The 25,201-nt window shown below is 37.2% G+C and carries 24 protein-coding genes and 1 pseudogene; 4 read left to right on the top strand and 21 right to left on the bottom strand.

Annotated features, from left to right (window positions below; translation table 11 throughout):
- Positions 1-2: 2 nt before the first annotated feature.
- From pxpB to QNH24_RS09200, 9 genes and pseudogenes are all read right to left on the bottom strand, one after another.
- Positions 3-707: a 5-oxoprolinase subunit PxpB gene (gene pxpB / locus QNH24_RS09240; RefSeq protein WP_283871741.1), complete on the bottom strand. Its 705-nt coding sequence runs from the start codon at positions 705-707 to the stop codon at positions 3-5.
- Positions 691-1,305: a pyroglutamyl-peptidase I gene (locus QNH24_RS09235; RefSeq protein ID WP_283871740.1), complete on the bottom strand. Its 615-nt coding sequence runs from the start codon at positions 1,303-1,305 to the stop codon at positions 691-693. Before QNH24_RS09235 ends, pxpB begins: the two co-directional genes overlap by 17 nt.
- Before the next feature lie 9 nt (positions 1,306-1,314).
- Positions 1,315-4,137, bottom strand: a complete 2,823-nt coding sequence (locus QNH24_RS09230) for a M14 family metallopeptidase (RefSeq protein ID WP_283871739.1) — start codon at positions 4,135-4,137, stop codon at positions 1,315-1,317.
- 8 nt (positions 4,138-4,145) lie between these two features.
- Positions 4,146-5,048, bottom strand: coding sequence for an ABC transporter permease (locus QNH24_RS09225; protein WP_283871738.1), 903 nt, complete (start codon positions 5,046-5,048; stop codon positions 4,146-4,148).
- Positions 5,049-5,052: 4 nt separating this feature from the next.
- Entirely contained in the window at positions 5,053-5,982 is a 930-nt protein-coding gene (gene nikB, locus QNH24_RS09220; RefSeq protein ID WP_283871737.1) for a nickel ABC transporter permease, read from the bottom strand.
- Between the two features lie 135 nt (positions 5,983-6,117).
- Positions 6,118-7,698 carry an ABC transporter substrate-binding protein gene (locus QNH24_RS09215; protein ID WP_283871736.1) on the bottom strand — a complete coding sequence of 527 codons (1,581 nt, stop codon included), beginning with the start codon at positions 7,696-7,698 and terminating at the stop codon, positions 6,118-6,120.
- Positions 7,699-7,729: 31 nt separating this feature from the next.
- Positions 7,730-8,521, bottom strand: coding sequence for an IclR family transcriptional regulator (locus QNH24_RS09210; RefSeq protein WP_283871735.1), 792 nt, complete (start codon positions 8,519-8,521; stop codon positions 7,730-7,732).
- Complete coding sequence (locus QNH24_RS09205) at positions 8,518-9,501, bottom strand: ABC transporter ATP-binding protein (protein ID WP_283871734.1); 984 nt, start codon at positions 9,499-9,501, stop codon at positions 8,518-8,520. The genes QNH24_RS09210 and QNH24_RS09205 overlap by 4 nt, the downstream gene beginning before the upstream one ends.
- Positions 9,440-10,494 (bottom strand): annotated as a pseudogene (locus tag QNH24_RS09200) (ABC transporter ATP-binding protein). The gene QNH24_RS09205 and the pseudogene QNH24_RS09200 overlap by 62 nt, the downstream one beginning before the upstream one ends.
- Before the next feature lie 695 nt (positions 10,495-11,189).
- Between QNH24_RS09200 and QNH24_RS09195 the strand changes: the two are divergent.
- The 4 genes from QNH24_RS09195 (at position 11,190) to QNH24_RS09180 (ending at position 14,350) form a co-directional block, all read left to right on the top strand.
- A complete protein-coding gene (locus tag QNH24_RS09195) occupies positions 11,190-11,648 on the top strand; it encodes a chemotaxis protein CheX (RefSeq protein WP_054770406.1) in 459 nt (152 codons plus the stop codon).
- A gap of 346 nt (positions 11,649-11,994) precedes the next feature.
- Positions 11,995-12,117 carry a hypothetical protein gene (locus QNH24_RS09190; protein WP_009370491.1) on the top strand — a complete coding sequence of 41 codons (123 nt, stop codon included), beginning with the start codon at positions 11,995-11,997 and terminating at the stop codon, positions 12,115-12,117.
- Positions 12,118-12,141: 24 nt separating this feature from the next.
- On the top strand, positions 12,142-12,636 hold the full coding sequence (locus QNH24_RS09185; protein ID WP_283871733.1) for a cupredoxin domain-containing protein: 495 nt from the start codon (positions 12,142-12,144) through the stop codon (positions 12,634-12,636).
- A 106-nt stretch (positions 12,637-12,742) separates the two neighbouring features.
- Positions 12,743-14,350 (top strand): b(o/a)3-type cytochrome-c oxidase subunit 1, encoded by a 1,608-nt coding sequence (locus QNH24_RS09180; RefSeq protein ID WP_283872783.1) that lies wholly within the window; start codon positions 12,743-12,745, stop codon positions 14,348-14,350.
- Positions 14,351-14,391: 41 nt separating this feature from the next.
- On the opposite strand, the gene QNH24_RS09175 is transcribed toward QNH24_RS09180, so the two are convergent.
- The 12 genes from QNH24_RS09175 to eutC all read right to left on the bottom strand — a co-directional run bounded on the left by QNH24_RS09175 (position 14,392) and on the right by eutC (position 25,194).
- Entirely contained in the window at positions 14,392-15,888 is a 1,497-nt protein-coding gene (locus tag QNH24_RS09175) for a carboxypeptidase M32 (RefSeq protein ID WP_283871732.1), read from the bottom strand.
- A gap of 133 nt (positions 15,889-16,021) precedes the next feature.
- Complete coding sequence (locus QNH24_RS09170; protein ID WP_283871731.1) at positions 16,022-17,023, bottom strand: serine hydrolase domain-containing protein; 1,002 nt, start codon at positions 17,021-17,023, stop codon at positions 16,022-16,024.
- A complete protein-coding gene (locus QNH24_RS09165) occupies positions 17,007-17,861 on the bottom strand; it encodes a MerR family transcriptional regulator (protein ID WP_283871730.1) in 855 nt (284 codons plus the stop codon). The genes QNH24_RS09170 and QNH24_RS09165 overlap by 17 nt, the downstream gene beginning before the upstream one ends.
- Before the next feature lie 565 nt (positions 17,862-18,426).
- Positions 18,427-19,371, bottom strand: coding sequence for a malate dehydrogenase (mdh, locus tag QNH24_RS09160; protein WP_283871729.1), 945 nt, complete (start codon positions 19,369-19,371; stop codon positions 18,427-18,429).
- The gene (locus QNH24_RS09155; RefSeq protein WP_283871728.1) at positions 19,371-19,736 is read right to left on the bottom strand and encodes a BMC domain-containing protein; all 366 of its coding nucleotides are present in this window, start codon (positions 19,734-19,736) and stop codon (positions 19,371-19,373) included. The genes mdh and QNH24_RS09155 overlap by 1 nt, the downstream gene beginning before the upstream one ends.
- Positions 19,729-20,013, bottom strand: a complete 285-nt coding sequence (locus QNH24_RS09150) for a EutN/CcmL family microcompartment protein (protein WP_053593749.1) — start codon at positions 20,011-20,013, stop codon at positions 19,729-19,731. The genes QNH24_RS09155 and QNH24_RS09150 overlap by 8 nt, the downstream gene beginning before the upstream one ends.
- A gap of 36 nt (positions 20,014-20,049) precedes the next feature.
- A complete protein-coding gene (locus QNH24_RS09145) occupies positions 20,050-20,919 on the bottom strand; it encodes a phosphate propanoyltransferase (protein WP_283871727.1) in 870 nt (289 codons plus the stop codon).
- A gap of 12 nt (positions 20,920-20,931) precedes the next feature.
- Entirely contained in the window at positions 20,932-21,522 is a 591-nt protein-coding gene (locus QNH24_RS09140) for a phosphate propanoyltransferase (protein ID WP_283871726.1), read from the bottom strand.
- Positions 21,523-21,714: 192 nt separating this feature from the next.
- Complete coding sequence (locus QNH24_RS09135) at positions 21,715-21,993, bottom strand: BMC domain-containing protein (protein ID WP_004269321.1); 279 nt, start codon at positions 21,991-21,993, stop codon at positions 21,715-21,717.
- 16 nt (positions 21,994-22,009) lie between these two features.
- A complete protein-coding gene (locus QNH24_RS09130) occupies positions 22,010-23,500 on the bottom strand; it encodes an aldehyde dehydrogenase family protein (protein WP_283871725.1) in 1,491 nt (496 codons plus the stop codon).
- A gap of 15 nt (positions 23,501-23,515) precedes the next feature.
- Positions 23,516-24,166: an ethanolamine utilization microcompartment protein EutL gene (eutL, locus tag QNH24_RS09125; RefSeq protein ID WP_283871724.1), complete on the bottom strand. Its 651-nt coding sequence runs from the start codon at positions 24,164-24,166 to the stop codon at positions 23,516-23,518.
- An 11-nt stretch (positions 24,167-24,177) separates the two neighbouring features.
- On the bottom strand, positions 24,178-25,194 hold the full coding sequence (eutC, locus tag QNH24_RS09120) for an ethanolamine ammonia-lyase subunit EutC (RefSeq protein ID WP_283871723.1): 1,017 nt from the start codon (positions 25,192-25,194) through the stop codon (positions 24,178-24,180).
- Positions 25,195-25,201: the final 7 nt, after the last annotated feature.

Genomic DNA, 25,201 nt, shown 5'->3' with positions numbered 1-25,201 from the left:
TGCTACACTCCTTTACTTTTTATTTCATAAAACTCCTGCTTTGTTATTTCATAAAATTGGACTTGATCTCCTAGAGAAAAAATAAAAATTTCTTTCCCATGTACATCAAATAAATTGAGAGGTGTCTTACCTATAATATTCCATCCCCCTGGAGAATCAAGTGGATAAATCCCCGTCTGAAAACCGCCTATTCCAACAGAGCTTGCGGATACAGAGCTACGTGGCTTTCTTAAACGTGGCACAAACAATTCTTTGTCTAAATCGCCCAAATAAGGAAATCCGGGTAAAAATCCAATTAAATAGACACTATATGATTTAGACATGTGTATTTTTTTTATGTTCTCAAACGATAAACCTGTATAATTCATCACACGATCCATATCCAAAGCAAATTCCTCATCATAGCAAATCGGGATTTGCAACTTGCGACTTATCACTTCATTATCTTTAGTAGCAACTTGCATGATAAGCCATTGCTTTTGTAAAAAATTAATATCTATCGAATCTTTCGTTTGCTTAAGATAGGCTGTAACCGTATGATAGCTAGCGACACTTTCAATAAGATTTTGTTGTAGATGTTTTTTCAAAAAACGATTGAATTGTTGGACTGCCTGAAAATTTTCTTGTGATATTTCCTCCCTAAAAGCAAAACGAATTGTGTGTTGGCTAATCCACATAGTATGAGGAAAATCAATTTTTCGCTGCACGAATTGTCTCCTCAATACAGAGTTTAATGCATGTTATTAAATCCTGGATATTCCAACCTGGTATTTTACCATGCTGGATTGCCAATTCAAAAGATGCAGGAATATGGATGAATCCCGCTTTAACCCCTTCATTCTGTTTTGCATAAGCCAGTCCCTCATACATAATATTATTGCACAGATAGGTACCTGCTGTATTTGAGATTTCTGCTGGAAAGCCCTCTTTTTGTAAACGATTCACCATATTGCGGATAGGTAAATTTGTTAGATAAGCATCTGCGCCATTCTCATAGATACTTTCATCAACTGGTGTATATCCGTTATTATCTGGTTCACCATCTTTTACATTAATGGCAATTCGTTCAGGTGTAATTTTATAACGTCCACCAGCTAATCCTAACGAAATGATCATCTGTGGTTTTACTTCATCAATATACTGTTTCAATTGATCAGCAGATTGCTGAAAATCTACCGACAATATACGTCCAACTATTTCGTAACCATGCATCTCTTTGTTACTTAGTGCTTCTACAATTTGCATAGTTGGATTAATTTTATAATCAAGAAATGGTACAAATCCTGTTAATAGTATTTTTGTCATGTTATTCACCTAGATTTCTATAGGACGTTGCTTTATCGGCCATCCATTTTTATTTTTTTTATTCACTGGTGCAGATACTGTAGCTTGAATAATAGCTTGATTGAAAAGCTTATGAGCCTGAATACATGAATTTAATTCCTCATCATATACAATTTCATCTGCCACTTCAGAAATTATATCTAGTGCCACCCATTGGGGGTAACGCAAAATACTAACAGATGAATATGTTGGTGTCACTTCCATGCTTCTGTAAAAATTTATATTAGCCATTTCTTCAATCGGATACTTTTGAGGTTCCCATTTCGTACCATATTTATAATATCGATCGCGCCAGTAGGCATTATCTTGAGCGAAGGTTGTCCCTTCAAAAATAGCATTCACTTTTTCTGCTATCTGCTCTAAATTTTTAGCCTGAATCTCCTTTGTCTCACTATCTGCAAAGCGACCAATTCCATATATCTTTGCGCTTGGTAACGTGTAGGAGACAGGAAATATCGGTGGGCAAGCATATCCTGCAAAAGGCTGTACCCATTCTCGTGCAGGAATTCCATGATCGTCAATCACAACATCCGGTGCCCATTTCTTTAATACAATTGGTAAAATATTCGCCTCTCCAAATACACTTTTTTGAAATTTCACATGAGCAAATTCTAACCCTACTGCATTATATCTCGCAGCATGATGCTTCCATTTTGGATGCTCTTTTGTCAACATTTTCATAATCTCATAGCCATCTGGGTTTGCTAGAGGAATGACGATAAAATTAATTTTCTTTAATAGCTCAGGTTGCTGAAGTATAATATCCTCCATTAACTCTAATATAGCCGGTGTACTAGATACCTCATTAGGATGATGTCCAGCTTCAAAAATAATAGTATGCTTTTCATTCGATTTCTTTAATCCAGAGAAATATTCACTTGTAATAGGTTCTGTAACTTCAAAAAAAGGAATCAAATTCCCCTTATAGGATAAATCGGCATAATTTATCTTAACTTCAGGAAAATTTTTGTATTTGCTCGTTAATTGATAAGCATCTATTATTTTATTTTTTAATTGCTGCTTCACAGTGACTACTTTGTGCGTAGTTCCTACATAAATATCTGCACTATCAAATTGACCATTTTCATCAAAGACTATTTGCTTAGTTATGCAGTCTGTGCACTCTTTTTCATGCCATTGATACACCTTTACAAAACTATAAATAGGTTCATAAATATCTTCCTGCCTATGAATATATGGAATAACTCCTCCAGGTGCTTTAAATGGTCGATTAACCATTTGATTACCTAATGTAACAAAGTAATCTAGGGTATTAAAATATAAATCTTCATACAATGCCTCGAATGATGAGTTAGCTTCTTGTTTAACAGGTAGCTCTTCTTCAATTCCAGAAGAAGTAAAGTCAATTTCAATTCTATCAAATAATGGAAAGAGTTGTCCTTGGTTGACATTACTTTTATCAATTGACAATTTTTTCTCCATACGTGGTAAATAATCATTCATATAATATTTATAAAAACGCTCCCGATCAGACAACACGGCTTTTTCTTGAATAATATCCGCATCTTTAAATAATCGATAGCCCGCTGTTGTTGGGTATGTTTTTTTATTGTTATCGACGTAATCTAATTTGCTAATAAGGGGATTTAGTACAGCCACTAATAAATCATCTACATAAACGCTATAAACATGCTGTTGTGTACATGAAATTTCAAATTGCACATTTTCTTTTGGTACTCCATACTGTAATTCGATTAATTCATCAATTGGATACAGTTCCATGATCCATCTATTCCGTTGCTCTAATCCTTTTTTCTTACTGCCATCCTGGCAAATAATTTTCACCTGTGTAAAGGGACTATGAACAGAAGGGAGAACTTCCTCTAAAACCCAATATAATCCTGTTTTAAAGGCAGAGCGCACTTTAATCGACTTTAATTTAGGAAATTTTTTAGACAAACCTAAACCATATCGATCTCGATTGTCCTTTGATGCAGTCATATAAATTTCTGCATCTACTATTAGTTCTTTCTCTTCTTGAAGTGCACTAATTATATACGATGCTTCGGATTGGTCTTGCCATGATTCTTCATATAAAAGTTGTGCTTCATTAACTTGTTTTTCATTGAATTCCCAAATACCAAGTAAACCACCTTCAGAAAAATGTTTTTCTTTAGCAATCGAATGAAGAGTAGTTGGTAGACTTTCTTTCGTTCCCGAAATATGAATTGTATTTCGATCAACAAGCTCCATCCTATTTTTCGTTCCAGGCTTAATGGCAATCGCTAAATGACGTTCATCCTGAGTCACTACAGGAAATGAAACCGATGTTGCATACAAACCTAAGCGAAGTCCAAGATAACAAATTTCTTTTAACATAGCATGGCTCTTAATGTCTTGCTGTACATTAATTTGTACACTTAAATGCTGTAAGGGGTGTGCCTCATCCTTTTCACCTGTACCATAGGCTGACCAAAGGTGACATAAGCTGTTATAATAGGTAGATGATGCTGTTTCATTACTATTCGTAATACCTTCACTGGCTAAATCCCTTAGCAAGTCTGATAATGTTTCCTCTGTTTCATAATAAACAATGAAAGTAGCATTCTTTTTCATCATGTATGTTGTATGATGCGGATAAAATATCATTGAATAGTTTTGATTGGCTGATTCAAATAAATCAAAATCAATTTCATTGGATTCTAAGCCTAATCGTACACAAAAATCAATTAACCCTAATGGTGCAAGATGTGTAGGTAAATCTATATATAAAGATGGTTTTTTTAAGAGTTGGTCCTTATTAAATAAACTAGAATATATAGTAGTATTCACATGATCACCTAAACTTTCATATTCGGATCTAAGCGGTCTCGTAGCCAATCTCCTAATAAGTTAAACCCTAATACTGTTAACATAATCGCAATACCAGGAAATACCGAAATCCACCACGCAGATGTCATATAATTTCGACTATCCGCTAACATTCCACCCCAGGAAGGCACAGTAGGTTCAACACCTAAACCTAAAAATGTTAAAGATGCCTCTAATAAAATGAACTCTGCGATACACATTGTCGCTAATACTAAAATAGAAGATGCAACATTCGGTAAAATATGCTTAAGAATTATTTTAAAATGAGTCCCTCCAATAGCTTTGGCAGCTTGAATGTATTCTTGCTCTTTTAATGCTAAAATTTCTCCACGAATTAATCTTGCAAAGCTAACCCAATATGTAAGTCCAAGAATAATGATAATTTTCTCAATACCTGTACCAAAAACACTCATAATCACGATAGCTAATAGGATAAATGGTAATCCCATTTGAACTTCAGCTAATCTCATAATTAAATCATCCATCCATTTGCCGAAATAACCCGATATAATTCCTAAAAACGTGCCAAGAACCAAAGAGATTGCAACCCCACAAATACCGACTAAAAGTGAAATGCGTGCACCATAAATAATTCTACTTAATAAATCTCGACCTACTTGATCTCCCCCAAGTAGATATTGCGATTTACCTGTGTCATCTAACCACTTAGGCATATCTAGACGATGCCCTAAACTTGCTGCACCAGGATCATATGGAGCAATATACGGTGCAAAAATGGCACATAGTACAGAAGCTAGTACTAGTAATAATCCAATTATTCCTGTTGGGTTTTTTTTGATAAAGTTCAAAACCTTTATTATTTTGCTTTTCTTTTTTGTAGTCACTGCCACTGTATCGATAGCCTGTGTCATTTAATTAGTCACCTCTTCCCGTTCTTATTTTTGGATTAATTAACGAATAACATAAATCAACAATTAAATTGACCAAGATCATTAATAGCGCTAAAACAATAACTCCACCTTGTACAACCGGATAGTCCCGCTGATTAATGGAATCAACAATTAAACGGCCAATGCCTGGCCATGAAAATACTTGCTCTACAATAACTGCACCTCCCAATAGACCTCCAAACTGCAAACCAACAAATGTCACTGTAGGTAATAAGGCATTTCTAAATGCATGTCTTACGATTACTAGCCATTCTCTAATTCCCTTAGCTCTTGCAGTTGTCACATATTGCATTTTAAGTACCTCCAGCATTGATGTACGAATTAAACGTACTAATATACCGGATAAAATAAGACCTAATGCAATAGATGGTAAAATTAACGAACTAAACCCATCAAATCCTGATACAGGAAGCCATTTTAGCTGTACAGCAAAAATTAAAATCAACATAAACGCTAACCAGAAGTTGGGGAATGAAATACCTAGCAATGAAAAAATACGGCCAAAAATATCAACGGGTTTGCCTTTATATACAGCCGATAGAATTCCAATTGGAACAGCAATTAGCAAGGCAACAGCCATACCACCGAAAGCAAGTACAATCGTTGGCCAAGCCCGTTCCAGCAGCAAATCTAGGACTGGGCTATTTGAACGATAAGATGTACCGAAATTAAGCGTTATTAAGTCTTTCAAAAAAATAAAATATTGCTCCCAAATTGGTTTATCCAAGCCTAATTTAGCCGTTAACTCATCAATTGCCTGCTGTGATGGTTCACCTGCACCGAACATGATACTTACGGGATCACCTGTTAAACGAATCGAGAAAAATATTATTAATGAAACAGCAATTATCACCAATACTGTATGCGATAAACGTCTCAATATATAGGAAAGCATAATTCCATCCTCCTTACTTAAAATCAATTTCGCCTTGGCGTAATTGTAGCTGCCGCTATGCTTTGGATACAAAAAACATTGGCTAAATGAAGATAAAAGAGATAGTATGCAAGCATACTATCTCATAGTTAATACTTACTCGACAGTAACGCCTTCAAATCTAAAACGACCATCATGCGGAGGTTGGAAATTTTTCACTCTCTTATTTACTCCGTAAATTTCCACATCTGAATATAAGTTCACTTCAGTTGCATCTTCATGTAATACTTCTGTTAACTCTTTAAAGATTTTTAAACGTTCTGTGCTATCATTAGTAGCTCTTTCTGCAGATAATAATTTCTCAACTTTGTCGTTTTTATAAGACGGGTTCCAGAATTCTCCCTCGTGATACATTAAATAGGCTGTATTATCGAAATCTAAAGTCCAGCCACCCCAGCCATTTTTATACATCTGTCCTGCTTCACCTTTTGGTATTAATTCAGATTGGAAAGTTGTATTCTCCACACTATTAATGGATACTTTTAAGCCTACTTCTTCTAAATAGAAGGCTACAGCTTGCGCAATCTCTTTAAATGTTCCGTCTGTACCGGGGATATAAAAATCTAAAGTTGTTCCCTCTGCAATATTGGCTTCAGCAAGAAGTTTTTTCGCCTTTTCAGGATCATATGGATATGGTTGTAAATCTTTGTTATAGCCAAAAGAAAGTTCACTTTGGAATGAGCTAATTAAGTTACCATAACCACTTAAAATTTCTTTCACAATTGTTTCCTTATCAATGGCATAGTTGATTGCTTGACGAACACGAACATCGTCTACAGGTGCTTTAGCTGTATCAAAGCGAATAGAGTATGCGGTAGGCGTTGATACATCCATTAAAGTAACGAAATCTGTGCTTTCTGCTGTCGCAGCTTGAGAAACTTCTAAGCGTGTCATAATATCAATATTTCCTGTTTGTAATTCTGCTAAGGCTGTCGCTGTTTCTGGGATAACCTTGAATGTTACTTTATCCAGTTTAATTTCGTCTTTATTCCAGTAATCCTCATAACGTTCAACAACAACTTGTTTATCACGCTGATAATCTGTCATTTTGAATGGGCCTGTACCTACAGGATTCATATCAAAATTCTCAGCTCCATGCTCTTCAATATATTTTGGTGGAACAATTACGGCACCATAGCCAGATAATTTTGTTAATAATACTGGGTCAATTGTGTTAAGATACATTGTTATTTCATATTCACCATCTATTTCAACACGATCAATCGATGTATAGTTTGAATATTGTGGTCCTTTTTGTCCCTCTTCACCTAGTAAACGATCAAATGTAAATTTAACCGCTTCTGCATTAAAAGGTTCCCCATCATGGAAAGTAACACCTTGACGTAATTTAAATTTAATTGTTTTATCATCTACATATTCCCAAGATTCTGCTAACCCTGGTTGAATTTCTAAATCGAGTGAACGGCTTACTAAACCTTCAAATACTGATGTTGCAACCGTACTCCAAGCAATTAAATATGTATCGATTGGATCCCAGTTTTGTGGGTCGCCTGGGACACGTACGACTAATTCATTGCCACGTGCCGTTGCTGAATTTTCTCCAGAAGCCTTTCCACTTTTTTTATTATCACCTTCTGTCGATGTTCCGCCACTACATGCTGATAATAATAGCATCAGACATACAAGTAGCATTGTTATCCATTTGTGTTTCTTCATTCTGTACATCCCCTTTGTTGTATTGTTATTTTTATAAGCCATAAGGATATGGCATTGAATAACCTAATTCAGCTGAGATTGAAGCCGCTGTACTCCATAATCCCTCTAAAAAAATATCTATTTTCTCTTTAGGTAATAGTGATTCTATGCCTGCGATACTGATAGAATATTCTACTTCTCGATTACTACCAAAAATCGGTACTGCTATTGATACTGTCCCTTCCTCTAATTCTGAAACACTGTAGGCATACCCATTAGTTTTCCCAAATTCAATATGTTCATAGATATCCTTGTCTGTTACTGGTGTTCCACTTGCATATTTTTTACGAGGTTTCTGTAGCACATTATTTATTTTTTCCTCTGATTGGAAAGATAAAATGATACGTGAACAAGCACCTGCATATAGTGGCGCTCTTCTTCCCACTCGTGTATATAAAAGAACGGGTTTTAAGCTTTCAATTTTTTCAATGTAAAGACCATCAGTTTCATCTATCATTATTAGTTGAACTGCCAAATCAAATTTTTGCTGTAACATTTTCATATACGGCATAGCAAGCGATCGAATTTCAATAGAGTTGGATGCAATGGCTCCCAATTCTATTAATTTATTTCCCAGCAAATAATGATCACTCAGTACTAATTGACTACCACTTTGAACATAAGGACGCTTTAACACACCTAAATCTGTAAATGTCTTCAGAAATCTATGTAAAGTAGGTTTAGGAATATCTGTTACATTGGCCAGTTCATCTAAACGCCATGAAGGTTTTTCTTCAGTAAATAATGTCAAAATATTAATTCCTTTTTCTAGTGTTTTACTCATAATTTTCGCTCCATTTTCTCTTCATAAAGTAAACAGGATACGTCATGGTCATGCTTTTCACTAATACTTTTTAAAGTAGGAGGCGTCACTTTACATATCTCCATGCAATTTGGGCACCTTGTATGGAAGGTACAACCAGAAGGTGGATTTGCTGGATTCGGAACATCTCCTCTAAGCACGATTCGTTCTTTTTCTTTTGAAGGATGAGATTTTGGTAATGCCGATAGTAATGCTTTTGTATAAGGATGTTTTGGATTATTAAATAATTCATGCTTGTCCGCTACTTCCACTATCTTTCCTAGATACATCACCCCAATGCGATCACAAAAGTGATGGACTACACTTAAATCATGTGAAATGAAAATATATGTAAGATTCATTTCCTTTTTCAAATCTTTCATAATGTTCAATACCTGTGATTGAATAGACACATCAAGAGCAGAAACAGGCTCATCTGCTACAATGAGTTTAGGATTTGTCACTAGTGCCCTCGCAATCCCAATACGCTGTCTTTGACCACCTGAAAACTCATGAGGATAACGCTCTAGTTGCTTTTGTGTCAAACCCACTTGCGCAGCTACTTCATAAACACGTTGTTTTCTTTCTTCCTTTGTACCAATCTTAAAATTAACCAAAGGCTCTTCAATAATTTTAAAAACTTTCATTCGAGGATTAAGTGAAGCAAATGGGTCTTGGAAAATAATTTGCATATCACGTCGCTTTTGGCGCACCTTTTTGTGACTAAGGGTTGCAATATTTTCTCCATTCAGCAAGATTTCACCGTCTGTTGGTGTTAATAGCTGAATGAGTGTTTTTCCCATAGTGGACTTACCGCAACCTGATTCACCAACTATCCCAAGAACCTCACCTTCATTTACAGTGAATGAAACATCATCTACCGCTTTTAAATAATCCACCTTAGATCCTTTTAATGGGAAATATTTCTTTAGGTGCTTTACTTCTAATAATGGACTGGCCATTTACATTCCCCCTTCTAAATCAACATTCTCTTTCTCATATAACCAGCATTGTACTTTTGTGCCGATATTAGTTGTAAATAAACTCGGTTTATTTCTGCATTTATCCGTTGCAAACTCGCATCGATCGAAAAATCTACAACCCGAGGGCATATCCGCTGGTGCTGGTACTACTCCATCGATTGATGGTAGGTATTCTTGTTCTACCTCAATATCTGGTAATGAGTTTAAGAGACCCTTCGTGTAAGGATGAAGTGGATGATTAAACAAATTCAGAACAGTTGCCTCTTCAACAACTTCTCCAGCATACATAACAATCACTCGTTCGCAAACCTCAGCTACGACCCCAAGATCATGGGTAATTAAAATAATAGACATTTGGAGTTTCTCTTGAAGATCTTTCATCAACTCCAGAATCTGAGCCTGTATAGTCACATCCAATGCGGTAGTAGGTTCATCAGCAATTAATATTTCTGGTCCACAAGCCAATGCCATGGCAATCATAACTCGCTGACGCATCCCTCCTGACAATTGATGAGGATATTCATTAACTACTCTCTCTGGACGAGGAATTCCAACAAGTCGAAGCATGTCAACGGCACGTTCATGTGCTTCTTTTTTAGAAATATTTTCATGACTGAGAATCATTTCAACTATTTGTGAACCAACTTTGTAAACTGGATTCAATGAACTCATCGGCTCCTGAAAAATCATTGAAATTTTTTTTCCACGTATTTTTCGCCAATCTTTTTTTGATTTTTTATTTATTTGAGCTTGATCTATGTATATATCTCCATTTTGCCAATCGACACCAGGAGGTAACAATCCCATTAGTGATAGTGATGTCATGCTTTTGCCACATCCTGATTCACCAACAATTCCTAAAGTTTTACCTTTTTCAAGTTGTAATGATATGCCGTTAACAATGGTAATTTCCTTTTTATCTTGTTTAAAACCAATTTTCAAATCTTTTACTTCCAAAATATTCACGCCCATTTTCGACCCCCGTTCCAAAATATGAAAAGCGATTTCATTTTTTAAAATGTTACAGAAAAATTTTCACAATTTCAATAGATTTCAGAAAAAAATAAATATTTGTTCTAGTTAAATTATTCTATCAAAACAAAATAATCTTCTCTCATTTGTAATTTTTTTGTGAAAAGCTTAATCAGGGGGTTAGGTTTCTTTCCGGCTAATGATTAGTTCATTTTCTACCTAATTTCTTTTTTAGTTGAATGTTGAGGCGGGCATATTTTAACTGATTTTTATTTTTGGTACAGATAAATTAATAACTGTTTAAAAGAGCGTATTTATAATTTTTTTGCATAAAAAAAAGAGTATGACTCAACAAACTACATTGAGATCATACTCCTTTTAAAAATGAGCTAAACATATAGCGTTTTTATTATTTTAAATGTGCAGTCGCCTGTTTCATGACGTATTTTCCTACTCCAACATAGATTACCACTGCCGCTCCAATAAATACGAAAGTCATTGCTGACCGCTCCTTTTAAATAAAAATTTTGAATTAAAAACAACGTTTTGAAATGAAAAAAGCACTAATTGATTGAATTTGAAAATCATTCTCATTAATATAATATAAATTTCCCTTTAATTCGTCAAGACATACTTTCATCTTACCCTTTTAACATGGTAAGATGTAGAAAAGTCGGAAAAAGGATGCGGTAAAGATGAGTAATTCGAAGTACTTTCAAACTATTTTAAACGGGACAATTCATGCTTTAAAATCGATTCTACCCATGGATATTGAAGTGAAAACGCCAAGTATTATTTCAGAACCTTTCCAACAGCAGCAAATGGGTGTATTAATTGGCTTAATTGGAGATTTAAAGGGCCGTGTCATCATTGATTCCTCTCCTGAAATATTTAGTGGCATCGGTAATACGATGTTTGGAATGCCGCTTGAGGGAGAAATGTTAGAATCCTTCACAGGAGAATTTGGTAATATGATTGCAGGTAATTTATGTACTACTGTAGGAAAAGAAAGCTTAGAAATTGATATTACACCTCCAACTGTGATGGTTGGCAATACAAAATTGTACGGGTTTGAAAAAGCGTTTGTACTCCCTGTTACAATTCCTAGCATTGGTGCATTAACAGTTCTATTAACAATTGAGGAAGAAGCATAGAATTCAAGAATCTTCAACTGGTCCAAATGATATATCCTATGCTACTGTGTCGAGCATTTATGAATACGTTCTGCGATTTGCATTCGTTGCATCTAAAGGCTTACACAAAATTTTAATTAGTAAAGTTTCTTGAAAAATAAGTAGTTTTGATAAAAATAACGCCAAACTCTATACACTAGAAGCTATCTCAATGACTTTTGAGATAGCTTCTTTTTTATTTAAGCTTATATTTCACACTTTTTTCACACAATCCCCTCCATTGTGTGATTTTTTTCACATCTAAAAAAGATTTATTTTTATATGATGGCAATAAGAAAGATCACTATAAAGCGGAGGAGGAGCAGAAATGGCAAATAAAAAGAAATCCGACGAGAATTTGAAAGGTTCACTCTATGCAGTATTTGGAGTAGGCATCATTATTATCTTGCTTTGGGTGTACTGCTTCGATTTGTTCATCGGACGTTTTTAATCTACTAGGAAAGGACAGAGACATATGCACATACATAAGTATGAGAAGTATTGGCTTGTGTTCGGAGTCACTACTTTAGTAGCATTCCTAATTATTCTCGGCATCGGCGCATTCCATCAAGGCTCACATCCGAACAATGGTAAAAAAACACTAGATTATGAGAAGGTTAAGGAATTTGCGCCTTTTGATAATCCAGGTGTTCATAAAGTGGAAGGTAAAGATTGGGATTATGAGGTTGTTGTTTTAGCTTCTGCATTTTATTACAATCCTCCTGTCATTGAAGTTCCACTTGGAGCAAAAGTTAAATTTATTGCAACAAGTGAAGATGTAATGCATGGCTTTGAGGTTGCAGGTACAAATATTAATATGATGCTTGAGCCTGGTTATATTTCTGAATATGTAACAAAAGTAAATGAAGTAGGCGAGTTTTTAATTGTATGTAATGAGTATTGTGGGACTGGACATACAATGATGCACTCTATGCTAAAGGTGGTGGATCCAAATGAGTCTCAACAGTAATTTGACAATGGATCGGCAGTTAAGCGATAAACAACTTGATCTCCATACCCAAACGAGTCTCAACAGTAATTTGACAAAAGTGGATCGTCGTGATGCGAAGCTAGCAATGGCACATATTTACGTGGCTTTTATCGCATTATTATTAGGTGGTCTTGCAGGATTATTACAGGTTTTCGTACGCTCTGGTCAATTTACATTGCCAGCGGGCATAGGCTATTATCAAATTTTAACTGTACATGGAGTATTACTCGGTCTTATTTTAACAACATTCTTTATTTATGGTTTCCAGATTGCTAGTGTTAGCCGTACTTCAGGGACATTTTCAGCTAGTCAACGACGCCTAGGCTGGATTGGATTCTGGTTAATGACCATTGGCACAGCCGCTGCCGCTGCAATGGTTTTACTGAACAAAGCAACTGTTTTATATACATTTTATGCTCCACTAAAAGCTCATTGGATTTTCTATTTAGGCCTGACATTAGTCGTGGTTGGTTCTTGGGTTGGCGGCGCAGGTCAAATTTTACGATATGTACAATGGCGGAAAGAGAACAAAGGAAGCGGACAACGTAGCCCATTATTATCATTTATGGTTGTTGTAAATAATTTAATGTGGTTCGTGGCAACATTAGGCGTTGCTGTTTCTGTTCTATTCCAGCTACTTCCATGGTCCTTAGGTTTTATCGAACGTGTTGATGTAGCATTATCACGTACATTATTCTGGTACTTTGGTCATGCACTTGTATACTTCTGGTTATTACCAGCTTATATGATTTGGTATGTCATCCTCCCAAAAGTTATTGGTGGGAAAATTTTCTCAGATTCATTAGCACGACTTTCATTTATGTTATTTTTAATCTTCTCTGTTCCAGTTGGGATTCATCACCAATTAACAGAACCAGGGATTGATGGAACATGGAAGTTTATTCAGGTTGTTTTAACATTTGCGGTAATCGTACCATCCTTAATGACAGCCTTCTCTATGTTTGCCATGTTCGAATTACGTGGCCGTGAATTAGGTGGTAAAGGGCTTTTTGGTTGGTTTAAAAAATTACCATGGAAGGATGCTCGCTTCTTTGTACCATTTATCGGTATGGTGTCATTTATTCCTGGTGGCGCAGGTGGTATAGTAAATGCTTCCTACCAAATGAACCAATTAATTCATAATACAATTTGGGTGACAGGACATTTCCATTTAACGATTGCAACAGCCGTTGTTTTAACTTATTTTAGTGCTGCCTTTTGGTTAATACCGCATTTAACAGGTCGTACACTCACAAAATCATTAAATAACCTCAGTAATTTTGCAGGAATTTTATGGGCTGTTGGTATGACAATTATGTCTGGAGCAATGCATATTGCAGGTTTAATTGGGGCACCCCGTCGCTCAGATTACTCAGAATATGGTGGTGCTCAGCAAGCTTATGATTGGATTCCATATCAAATTGCGCAAGCTGTAGGTGGAACTATTCTCTTTATCGCGATACTAGTGATTATTTATATCGTTGTTAAATTAGCTTGGTTTGCACCTAAGGGTGAGGAAGAATTCCCAGTCGGTGACGTACATGAACATAGTGGCCCAACACCAGCTATTTTAGAAAATTTTAAAGTATGGGTTGTTATTTTAGTCGCATTAATTTTATTTGCTTACACAGTTCCAATTATCGATATTATTTCAAATTCACCACCAGGCTCAAAAGGCTATCAATTATGGTAAGAAACAAGCGATTTCTCTGTATTCGAGAAATCGCTTTTTCTTTATAGTTTATATAATTTTGTGTATTTGTCTTGTAGATAGTTTGCTAAATAGTTCGCATTTAAGGCCTCCCCTGTCGCCTCTTGCAGTAATTCAAACGGCTTTTTCAAAGCACCATATTGATGGACCTTATCTGTTAGCCATTCTCGAATTGGAAGGAGCTCCCCCTTTTCCAGCAGCTCATCAAAGTTTGGAATATCTTTATCCATGGCATGCTTCCATTGTGCAGCATAAATCATTCCTAAGGCATAGGAAGGGAAATAGCCAAACATGCCTCCAGACCAATGCATATCTTGTAATACCCCTTGTGCATCTGTCTCAGGTCGGATACCTAAATACTCCTCGTACTTATCATTCCATACTTGCGGGAGATCCTTTGCCTGCAAATTGCCATTAAATAAATCACGTTCGATTTCATAGCGAATCATAATATGTAATGGATATGTCAGTTCATCCGCTTCAATACGAATAAAGGATGGCTCCACCATATTAATGGCACGTAGGAAATCAGCCAATGCTACATCCCCAAACTGTGCTGCTGAAAAGTGCTGTAATCGCTCGTAGTTATGCTCCCAGAACTTTTCATTTCTACCGACAAAGTTTTCATAAAATAATGATTGGGATTCATGAATTCCCATTGATGTACCGGTTGCTAACGGCAAACCATCCAGCTTTTCATCAATATTTTGCTCATACATCGCATGACCACACTCATGAATCGTACCAAAAATCGCTGAGCGGAAATCGTTTTCATCATATTTTGTGGTAATTCGATTATCACCATGATTTAAGCCAATCATAAATGGATGTACACTTTCATCTAAACGTCCTGCATCAAAATCATAGCCAAGCTGTGCTAGCATTTCTAGTGATAGTGCACGTTGTGACTCACGAGGAAAGTGCTTAAACAATACGCTTGTCTCTGGTTTATTGGGTGAAGCTGCGATTTTTTGTACAAGTGACACAATTGTTTTACGTAATTCACCAAAGACATGATCTAACACATCTGTCGTCATATCTGGTTCATATAAATCTAGCAGAGTATTATATGGAGAGCCATTTTTTATACCCCAATAGCCAATAAATTTCTTCTGCCAGCTTATGATTTGTTCTAAATAAGGTAGAAATAATGCGAAATTATCAGTTGCCTTTGCTTCCTCCCAAGCTGTTTCTGCTTTAGATTGAAGAATAACGTATTCTTTATATTCATTTGGTGGTATTTTCTTATTTTGATCGTAATTTTTACGCACTTCCTCTACTAAACGAAGGGTTACGTAATCAAGATCAGCCTTTTTTGACTCTAGTGTATTCAATAAGTCTCCTAATTCTTCACTAGTTTCCATATCAAATAAGGAGGCTGATAATGTTCCAACTACCTCTGAGCGTTGTGCTAATCCCTTTTTTGGCGCTCCTGTACGCATATCCCAATAAATCACATTCAGTGCTTCCTCATAATGCTTCATTTTCTTCACATAGTCTGTAAATTGTTGTACAGTCATGCTATCATCCTCCTTTTTCACGCTATTAGTTTATCATATTTTCGAAAATTTTGTATATTGTGGACTTTGTGGAAGTATAAGAAACAAAGCCCAATCCGTTTTTCGGAAAGGACCTTAATGGAATGTGAACCATTTAGTCATGCATCATAGAAAGTATATGTTCTTTAATAAAGTTCCATCTATCCTTTGGCTGCAACATAAATTCTGATGCAATAGCAACCACCATATTCAGCTTAGGTATACAACAAATTATATTACCTCCATCCCCTATCGCAGAATAAGTAAAGAGGTCAGCATCTTCTCTTAGCCACCATAAAAATCCATAATTGTTTGGGTTCCTCTTCATTGATTCTGTTATCCAATTCTTCGAAAGAATCCTGTTATTCCCCCATTTGCCATTGTTTATATAAAGATAACCGAAACGTGCCATATCACGTGTTGTAAGGGTTAACCCCCACCCTCCTGTAGAAATACCGTTTGGATCATGCACCCAACCTTGCACGTTTTTTCCGAATAAATCATCAAACTCATAGGCCCCCATTTGAAAATCAGGTATTTCTTTCATACCAAGTGGTTTAAACAAATGCTCATTTGCAAAAGCTCGAGCACTTTTGCCTGTGCTTCGCGTTATAATAGCAGAAAGTAAATGGGCTCCAGCAGTAGAGTATTTAAAAGTACCTAAATCTCCCTCATTCCCCATACAATCAAGGATATACGTTACCCAATCCTGTTGTTGACATAGAACATCAAGTGGTTCATGCCAATCCTCAAACGGATAGGGTACTGTCATCGTAAGAAGATGGTGGATTGTAATCTGCTGTTTGTATTGATCTGTAGTAATATATTCAGGGAAAAAATCTAGCACCTTCTGTTCAACGCTTTGAATATATCCTGCATCAATCGCAATACCGATAAGTCCAGATATAACGCTTTTTGTAACAGATGCAACATGCTGGACATCATCTGAACCTTTATCATTAAAATACTTTTCATAAGCTAAATGACCTTCTCTAACAATGACAAGACCATTTATATTGCTATAGTCACTTTTTATTGTTGATTCAAGCTTCGAAAGCTTTTTCCTGTTCATTCTGATTTCTGGCTCAATTTCTTGCCAATTAATAGTTGTTTGCATAGGAACCTCCTGGTATTTTTTTCTTTATAGGAAAATAAACCTCTGTTACATAATTCTCAGGATTCTTTGTTTGGTTTGGATCTGTTATATATACTTCATATGGTGGCAATATCAATTCATAGCCTTCATAATCGATCCACTTCATCAAATTAGCATATACAGAAGTTAATTCTGGGTAAGCTCCCTTTATAATTGATTTAGCACAAAGTCTACCCGGTAAATCTCTCGACCCATTTACAACCTCTTTAATTGGAATAGCAAACTCTGTATCATTGCCAGCAGGATTATAGTCAGGACTATGATAAATCGTCATTGGCTTACCAAGTAATGTAAGCTTCTCCGTTGCAATCTTTTCATATAGCTCATTAAAATACCTGCCATATCCAACTACATAATCATCACTTCTCATCATTAGTCGCTTAAATAAAATATTCATCGGCTTTGTTTCTACAAGCTGTACTTTAATATCATCAAGATATGACATGATCGGTATACCCTTTTCTAAGTCTGAAATATCATGATTTAGTTGTTGTAAAAGATACTCAAACGACTTTAGTTTTTCCTGTATTTCATTCCTTTTGTGATGAAGAATAATACAAAGCTTTTCTTCGGACTGATCCTCCTCTAACTCCAAAATTGTTTTAATTTCTTCTAGCGAAAAATGATAGGATTTTAATCGGTTGATAAAAAGCATTCTTTTTAATTGCTTAATCGAATAATATCGATACCCATTTTCAGCGTTGATCCCATCAGGTTTAATCAACCCAATCTCATCGTAATATCGAAGAGTTTTTGTAGAAACACCACATATTTTCGAAAATTCCCCAATTGATAACACAAAATCACCTCACTCCATTCATTTATACACCTTCCCCTTAGGGCAAAGTCAATCAGGATTTATGTGTATAGCAATCGTTCTATCCATTTTATGATTCTATCCGTCAGTTTTCTTTTTCTATCCACCACTTTTATGATTCTATCCGTCAGTTTTCTTTTTCTATCCACCACTTTAACTATTCTATCCAAAACAAAAGAAGCTCTCCTCATTCAAAAGAGAGCTTCCTATTCTATATAAATTCGGGGAATTTTTACTAGCTTTCAAGTGCAATGTTCGGTTTCCAATCAAACATTTTAGCATCAATTACGCCCCAGCGTAATTGCGTCCGGATTTTTCGAGCTCGCTTGAAAAGCTCCTCTTCAAAATCCGTGACATCCGCCAGGGGCATTATCTTGATTCAATGGGCGTTTGTACGCGCCCATTGAATAGGAAAAAAATTGCATCCATCTTGTCACCTATAGAGGTGAGAGTATTCTGCTGAATCAAGATAAAAATTTATATCGATATATATTGGGGATCTATATATCCATAAGGTAGCATTTAAAAGGGTCTCTGACCTCCCTTATTAAATGTTTTGACAGATGGTTAATACCTGTTGTACGGCCTCTGCTGATTGATGGAGTGCCATTTTTTCTTCATTTGTCAGGTGTAATTCAATGACAGATTCAATGCCATTGCCACCTAATATTGTCGGTACCCCTAAAAATAAATCGTGGTACCCGTACTCTCCTTCTAATAGAGCAATTGACGGAATGATTTTTCGTTGATCCTTCATAATAATTTCGACCATCTGTGCACATGCAGCAGCTGGTGCGTAATAAGCACTACCATTCCCTAGCAACCCAACGATTTCTCCGCCGCCTTTTCGTGTGCGTTCCACGATTTGCTGGAGTCTGGCTTGTGGAATTAGCTTTTCTAATGGAATACCACCAGCATAGGAATAGCGAATTAATGGCACCATTTCATCTCCATGCCCACCTAATACGAAGCCTGAAACATCCTCTGGGGCAATTTGAAGCTCTTGCGCGATAAAAGTGTTAAAACGCGCTGTATCTAATACACCTGACTGACCAATGATTCTATTTTTGGGGAAGCCTGTTTCTTTATAACAGACATATGTCATTGCATCAACGGGGTTACTCAATACAAGGACGATACTGTTAGGTGCAAAGTGCTTAATTTGTCTTGATACTTGTTGAATAATTTTTGCATTCGTTGTAACTAAATCATCTCGACTCATGCCTGGTTTACGAGGGATACCTGCTGTAATTATGACAATATCAGCACCGGCAATATCCTCGTAATTGCTTGTCCCTTTAATGGACACATTAAATTTTTCAATGGGACCTGTTTGTAATAAATCCAACGCCTTTCCCTTTGTTGGATTTTCTGCATCTGGAATATCTAGCAGGACAACATCACCTAGCTCTTTTTGTGCTAAAAATAGACTTAATGTTGCGCCAGTATGACCAGCTCCGATAACAGCTATTTTACTTTTACGAAATGCCATTATGCTTCACCCCGATTATCTGTCGCCTGAATTGCTTCGGTTGTTTTTTTAGCACGTGTTGTAGGTGTAGAAGCTAGCTTTTTCTTCGGTGCCTCTGGTCCTTTAATCATCTGAAAAACATCTTCATCAGGTCTCGGAATAACATGAGCACCTAATAATTCTCCAACACGTCTTGCTGCCTCTTTTCCAGCCTCAACTGCTGCCTGTACAGAGCCAACATCGCCCTTCACGACAACTGTAACAATCCCACCATCAACAAATTCTTGCTTAACAATAGTGACATCAGAAGCCTTTATCATCGCATCGGCTGCTTCATAAGATCCAACTAATCCTTTAGTTTCGATCATTCCAATTGCGCTACTCATTTTCCTCACCTCGCATCACTTCAGTAGAATCAATAATACCTATGACAACTGCATCGATTGGTAACGGATTTTCTTTCATAATATAGCGTGATGATCCGCCACTTGTAATGAGCACATCATCACCGATACCCGCTCCTATTCGATCAGCTGCAACAATTTCTGTGCGAATCGGCTGTTGATTGGAGTCTATCGGTTGAATGATTAGAAGTTTTAAACCATTCAGCCCCTCCTCCTTACGCGTTGCCCATACACTGCCTATCACTCTTCCCATTTGCATGAACTTCACCCTCTTTATGCTACACAGATTGTCTTCTTACTCTGAACGGATTGTTAATGTTTTATTTAATTCTCGCAACTTATCATAAGCCAATGCAGTCACAATGGTTTTCTTTGGTACGACAATTTCTTGCGCATCTATTTCTAACACTTCTATTTGTGAAAGTAGCTTTTTGTCATAATGATAGACAGATGGTTGCTCTACTTTCTGTACGGCTGAAGACTGCTCTTTCATAGGTTTTGGCTGCTCATTTACTTGATGATGAACGATTTCAGCATGTGTTCCTTGTTGAATTAAACCTGCATTGGCTTCATCTGTATCAATATGCATCTCTAATCGATAACGCTCTGACACACGGATGACCACATTCGATAAAATAATTGGGCGAATACCTTCTACCTTAATTTGTACAGACTGTCCATCTATTACATTGAATCTCGCACTATCCGCAGGGGACATATGGATATGTGCCTGTGCAATAATAAGACCTTCATGTAACACAACACTTCCCTTTGGACCAATCAATGTAACAGGACTAGAGCCTTGTGTATCTCCTGAAATTCTTAATGGAGGTTTGAGCCCTAATTTCATGGCATCTGTCCAGCTCACTTCCACTTGAGATAATGAACGAGCAGGACCGAGAATACGTACACGCTCAATCGATCCTTTTGGACCTGCAACCACGACTGTTTCCTCCGCAGCGAATTGCCCTGGCTGTGAGAGTTCAAATTTAGGTGTTAGCTGATAATTTTCACCAAATAGCTGTTCCACCTCTGCTTGCGCAAGATGAACATGACGTGCGGATACACCAATCGGAATTTTACCGTCATGTGGAGGGGAAGATTGATTTTTTAAAACTTGTTGCAGAACTTCTTCCACAATTTTTTGCACTAAATTATCTTGCATCCTGCCTCCTCCTTACGATAATACTTTTACTAATTTTCCCTGTGCCTGCTGTTCAATAAAACCAGCATTTGCTTCGTCTGTATCAATATGCATTTCAAGACTAAAATCATTTGAAACGCGTACGACAACACCACGGAATGTAACAGGTCGATCACTGACTACTTCCACAGAAACTAATTCATTATTTTGTACTTCCAATGCTTTAGCATCTTCTTCGGTCATATGAATATGTGCTTGAGCAATGATAACACCTTGTTGAATAACTAACTCTTTATCTTGGTGAATTATTTTAATGCCTGCAGAGTTGTCAATATTACCTGATTGTCTTAAAGGAGGTGTTACACCTAGCTTCATTGCATCTGTTCGGCTTACTTCCAATTGTGTTGCTGGTCTTACTGGACCCAGTACACGGACATTATGAATAATGCCTTTAGGTCCCTCAATCGAGACACGCTCTTTCGCAGCAAATTGCCCTGGCTGTGATAGGTCAAATTCCTTTGTCAGTGTTGCATTTGGACCAAAAAGCACTTGTAAATCCGCTTCACTTAGATGGATATGACGAGCCGAAACGGCCACTGGAAATGTTTTTGTCGCTGTTGTCACATTAGCCACCTCTATATCTAGTTATTGTTTCGTAACATTACAGGACGAGAGCTGTCCTTTGTTTAGATCAGCTCTCATCCTGATCAATTTCGCCTTGGCGTAATTGTAGCTGCCTCTATGCTTTCGTTACAAAAAATATTTGTTGCTGTCGCTTCGCTTTCGCACAGTAAAAAATTGCTGATGAAGATAAAATTAAGCTTCAGCTTTTGGTAAAATCATTTCTAATTCGTGATGTGGACGTGGGATTACATGTACTGATAATAGCTCTCCTACACGTTGTGCTGCTGCTGCACCTGCATCTGTTGCTGCTTTTACCGCACCTACATCTCCTCGTACTAGAACTGTTACGATACCGCCACCAACATGTACTTTTCCTACTAAGTTAACGCTTGCCGCCTTTACCATTGCGTCTGCTGCTTCAATTGCTCCTACTAAACCTTTTGTTTCTACCATTCCTAATGCTGTACTCATTTGTCATTCCTCCAAATTATTTATTTTGTAATGTGATTTGTTTTAATACCTGATCAACGATTTGTTGAACCATTGTTGTATCGAGAGCAGGCTCTTGTGATACAACCGACTCGACAACGGACTGTACTTCAAACTCTGGTTTTGGCACTTCTACATCTTTAATGCCATAGGCCATGCGTTTGATATTTAAAAGATGTCTTGCTGTAATGTTATCCGACGTGATATTTCCGCCAAATGTACCACAGCCTAATGTAAATGATGGTGCTAACCCTGTTGTGCCACCTACTGCACCGATAGATGATAATGTATTGACTACAATACGTGAGACAGGTAATTCAACAGAGAATTGTTCAGCTAATGCTGCATTTTCAGTGTGAATCGAGCATGAATGTCCACGTCCACCAATATTTAATAGGTCAATCATGACTTGCTTCGCTTCTGTACTGTTTTCTACAATATAGAGAGCAAAGATTGGTGATAGTTTTTCAAGCGAAAACGGAATATTTTTACCAATCATCGTTTCCAACCCAACAAGTACTTTTGTATCTTCTGGTACAGTGATGCCAACTGAATCTGCTAAGCAAGTAGCTGATTTACCGACGATTTGTGGATTTACCTTTCCAGGAACAGGGGAAATCAATTTTTCCATTTTAGCTTTTTCTTCAGCATTTAATAGATAGGCACCGTTTTTCTTTAATTCCGACTGTACTTGTTCAGCAATCACCCTATCCACAATAAGGGCCTGCTCTGTTGCACAAATCGTGCCATTATCAAATGATTTACTTTGCACAAGTTGACGCACGGATTTTTGAATGTTTGCGGATTTTTCGATATACGCTGGAACATTTCCTGGTCCTACGCCATAGGCTGGTTTTCCTGAACTATAGGCAGCTTTCACTAATGCTCCGCCACCAGTCGCTAGAATTAAGTGAATATCTGGATGCTTCATTAGTTGCTGCGTAGCCTCCATTGAAGACATTGTTAAGCATTGCAATAATCCTTCTGGTGCACCTGCCTTCTCAGCAGCTACTCGACAAACATCTAACGCCTCTTTTGTACATTTCACGGCATATGGATGTGGACTAAGCACTAAACCATTTCTTGTTTTCAATGAGATTAGCGTTTTAAAGATGGCTGTAGATGTTGGATTCGTCGTTGGCACAATACCTGCGATGACCCCAAAAGGACTCGCAATCTCTGCCACTTTTTTTATCCGATCATAGCCTACAATACCAACCGTTTTTAATTCTTTAATATCTTCATAGACATCTCGTGAAGCTACTTCATTTTTCATTTTTTTATGATTAGGGATACCCATCCCTGTTTCCTGCACAGCCATTTTTGCTAAACGGTCTGCTTCCTTAAAGGCAGCATCTGCAACAGCCTTCACAATGTTGTCTACTTGCTGCTGTGAAAATTGCATGTAGGCAGCCTGTGCAGTATTAGCATGTTTAACGGCATCTCGCATTTCTTGAATTGCTAATAAATCTTTGTCTAACGTGGCCATAAAGCCGCCTCCTTTCTAAATCACTGGATTTCTAGCTATATTTTCAATAGCTTCTCTGAAAGCATTTGCCGCAGCCTCGCAAGATGATTGACTACCACTTAATAGGCCGCCACCAAAATTGGTTTCAGACGGAGGGCCAAAGAAAACCTTTAACTCTACATCTGCCGCCTTTAATGCTGCATCTAATCCAATTACTGCCTCTAGTGGCGGTGCGATTAAATAGGCAAGTGGTGTGCCAACATTTACATCCGCCAACTCGGCAAGATATGTCCCACAGCTTGCCACTGTATGGGCAAATAGGGCATGATTTTCATTGTTATTAATCGCCTCGAAGTACGTATCAAACTCAATTTTTTGTTGAATAGCATCAAGACCGCTACGAATCTCATCCGGAGAGCTTCCAGCAATGATGCCAATCATTTCACCTGACAATGGGCCAGATGCATGAGCTGCTCCCGCATAGAAACTTTTCGCATAGACAACATCAACATCTGCCTTTTTCGTTGCTTCATCAATGGCAACATACCCAACATCATCAATTGTCAATGTGACAAGCCCAATGCTATGGTGATAAGGCTTTAAATCTAGCTGTTCTGCTAATTCACTATTCACTCTTGGAATGGTTTGCATCGCCAAAATTTGTGCCATTATTTTTTGAGGTATCATCTTTTGGCCCCCTAACCTTCTTTAGCGACAAGATCTACGCCGCTTGCCTGGTATTGCAGGATTTTTTGTACGACTGTACCTAGATACGCTCCAGCCTCTAATGGTGGAATACCACCTTTGTGAATGTTTGAAATCACCATTCGCTCAGCCTCCACTGTGCCAATTCTCGGCTTATAGCATAAGTAAGCACTCATCGATTCAGCTGATACAAGTCCTGGACGCTCACCAATTAAATAAACAATGACCTCTGGCTGTAAAATCTCACCAATCTCATCCATTAGTGCTACGCGCCCTTTATCAATATAGAATGTCGTACCAATTTCAATATTTAAATTGCTAAGACTTTGCTGTAGCGCTAAATAAACATCTTGCACATTTTCTTCAATCGCACTAGCACTTAACCCATTTGAAATAATAATTTGAACCTTTGGATTTTGTTTGCATTTGGATTGAATCAATGCTTTTCCTTCATCTGATAAACGGCGACCTAAATCTGGCCTTGTAATGTACTCTTCCTTATCTGTTACCTTCGTTGTCACTTGAAAGACATTCAGGTTTTGTAACAGCCCTTCTGTTACCTCACCATATACTGCATCAACTGCTGCTGCATGATCGAGTCGGAATTTTAACCAAGTTTTTGTTTTAGGTCTTGTTCCAGCTCTGCCAACACCAATTCTTGCAGGGGTATGCTGTTTAGCTGCTTGTACACTTTCAGACACTTCATCAGCTTCAAAGCTAAAGGGTTGAATAGCTGCTCCGTTATAAGGAGGATCAAAGTAATTTGCCTGGACGTGCGAACCCCCTGACTGGAACGATTCATGATGATAAAGCTTAATTAATGGTTCATTTGTTTGGATTAGACTTGGAACTTCCTCTTGTAGGTTTGTTGCCGTATCATAAAATTTTATAAGTGTATCCTTTGGTTCCTCAGCATCTACAGTTGTTTGATTTGTAGATTTATCTGACACATTATTCCCCAGCTTCTCTACCACAAGCTGTGTAATCATTGATACTAATTGTTCATTCAATGGACTC

It is taken from the genome of Lysinibacillus pakistanensis (assembly GCF_030123245.1).
Classification (GTDB): Bacteria; Bacillota; Bacilli; order Bacillales_A; family Planococcaceae; genus Lysinibacillus; species Lysinibacillus pakistanensis.
This window is presented reverse-complemented; position numbering and strand designations above follow the sequence as displayed.

What these genes read in the sequence shown, in the direction of transcription:
- eutL (WP_283871724.1), bottom strand. Translation starts at nt 24,166, where the DNA reads ATGATACCTCAAAAAATAATGGCACAAATTTTGGCGATGCAAACCATT.
- QNH24_RS09190 (WP_009370491.1), top strand. Translation starts at nt 11,995, where the DNA reads ATGGCAAATAAAAAGAAATCCGACGAGAATTTGAAAGGTTCACTCTAT.
- QNH24_RS09150 (WP_053593749.1), bottom strand. Translation starts at nt 20,013, where the DNA reads ATGCAAATGGGAAGAGTGATAGGCAGTGTATGGGCAACGCGTAAGGAG.
- QNH24_RS09225 (WP_283871738.1), bottom strand. Translation starts at nt 5,048, where the DNA reads ATGACACAGGCTATCGATACAGTGGCAGTGACTACAAAAAAGAAAAGC.
- QNH24_RS09205 (WP_283871734.1), bottom strand. Translation starts at nt 9,501, where the DNA reads ATGGCCAGTCCATTATTAGAAGTAAAGCACCTAAAGAAATATTTCCCA.
- mdh (WP_283871729.1), bottom strand. Translation starts at nt 19,371, where the DNA reads ATGGCATTTCGTAAAAGTAAAATAGCTGTTATCGGAGCTGGTCATACT.
- QNH24_RS09135 (WP_004269321.1), bottom strand. Translation starts at nt 21,993, where the DNA reads ATGAGTACAGCATTAGGAATGGTAGAAACAAAAGGTTTAGTAGGAGCA.
- QNH24_RS09155 (WP_283871728.1), bottom strand. Translation starts at nt 19,736, where the DNA reads ATGAGTAGCGCAATTGGAATGATCGAAACTAAAGGATTAGTTGGATCT.
- QNH24_RS09170 (WP_283871731.1), bottom strand. Translation starts at nt 17,023, where the DNA reads ATGCAAACAACTATTAATTGGCAAGAAATTGAGCCAGAAATCAGAATG.
- QNH24_RS09210 (WP_283871735.1), bottom strand. Translation starts at nt 8,521, where the DNA reads ATGAGTAAAACACTAGAAAAAGGAATTAATATTTTGACATTATTTACT.
- QNH24_RS09130 (WP_283871725.1), bottom strand. Translation starts at nt 23,500, where the DNA reads ATGGCCACGTTAGACAAAGATTTATTAGCAATTCAAGAAATGCGAGAT.
- QNH24_RS09185 (WP_283871733.1), top strand. Translation starts at nt 12,142, where the DNA reads ATGCACATACATAAGTATGAGAAGTATTGGCTTGTGTTCGGAGTCACT.
- QNH24_RS09235 (WP_283871740.1), bottom strand. Translation starts at nt 1,305, where the DNA reads ATGACAAAAATACTATTAACAGGATTTGTACCATTTCTTGATTATAAA.
- QNH24_RS09175 (WP_283871732.1), bottom strand. Translation starts at nt 15,888, where the DNA reads ATGACTGTACAACAATTTACAGACTATGTGAAGAAAATGAAGCATTAT.
- QNH24_RS09215 (WP_283871736.1), bottom strand. Translation starts at nt 7,698, where the DNA reads ATGAAGAAACACAAATGGATAACAATGCTACTTGTATGTCTGATGCTA.
- QNH24_RS09145 (WP_283871727.1), bottom strand. Translation starts at nt 20,919, where the DNA reads ATGCAAGATAATTTAGTGCAAAAAATTGTGGAAGAAGTTCTGCAACAA.
- QNH24_RS09195 (WP_054770406.1), top strand. Translation starts at nt 11,190, where the DNA reads ATGAGTAATTCGAAGTACTTTCAAACTATTTTAAACGGGACAATTCAT.
- nikB (WP_283871737.1), bottom strand. Translation starts at nt 5,982, where the DNA reads ATGCTTTCCTATATATTGAGACGTTTATCGCATACAGTATTGGTGATA.
- QNH24_RS09180 (WP_283872783.1), top strand. Translation starts at nt 12,743, where the DNA reads ATGGCACATATTTACGTGGCTTTTATCGCATTATTATTAGGTGGTCTT.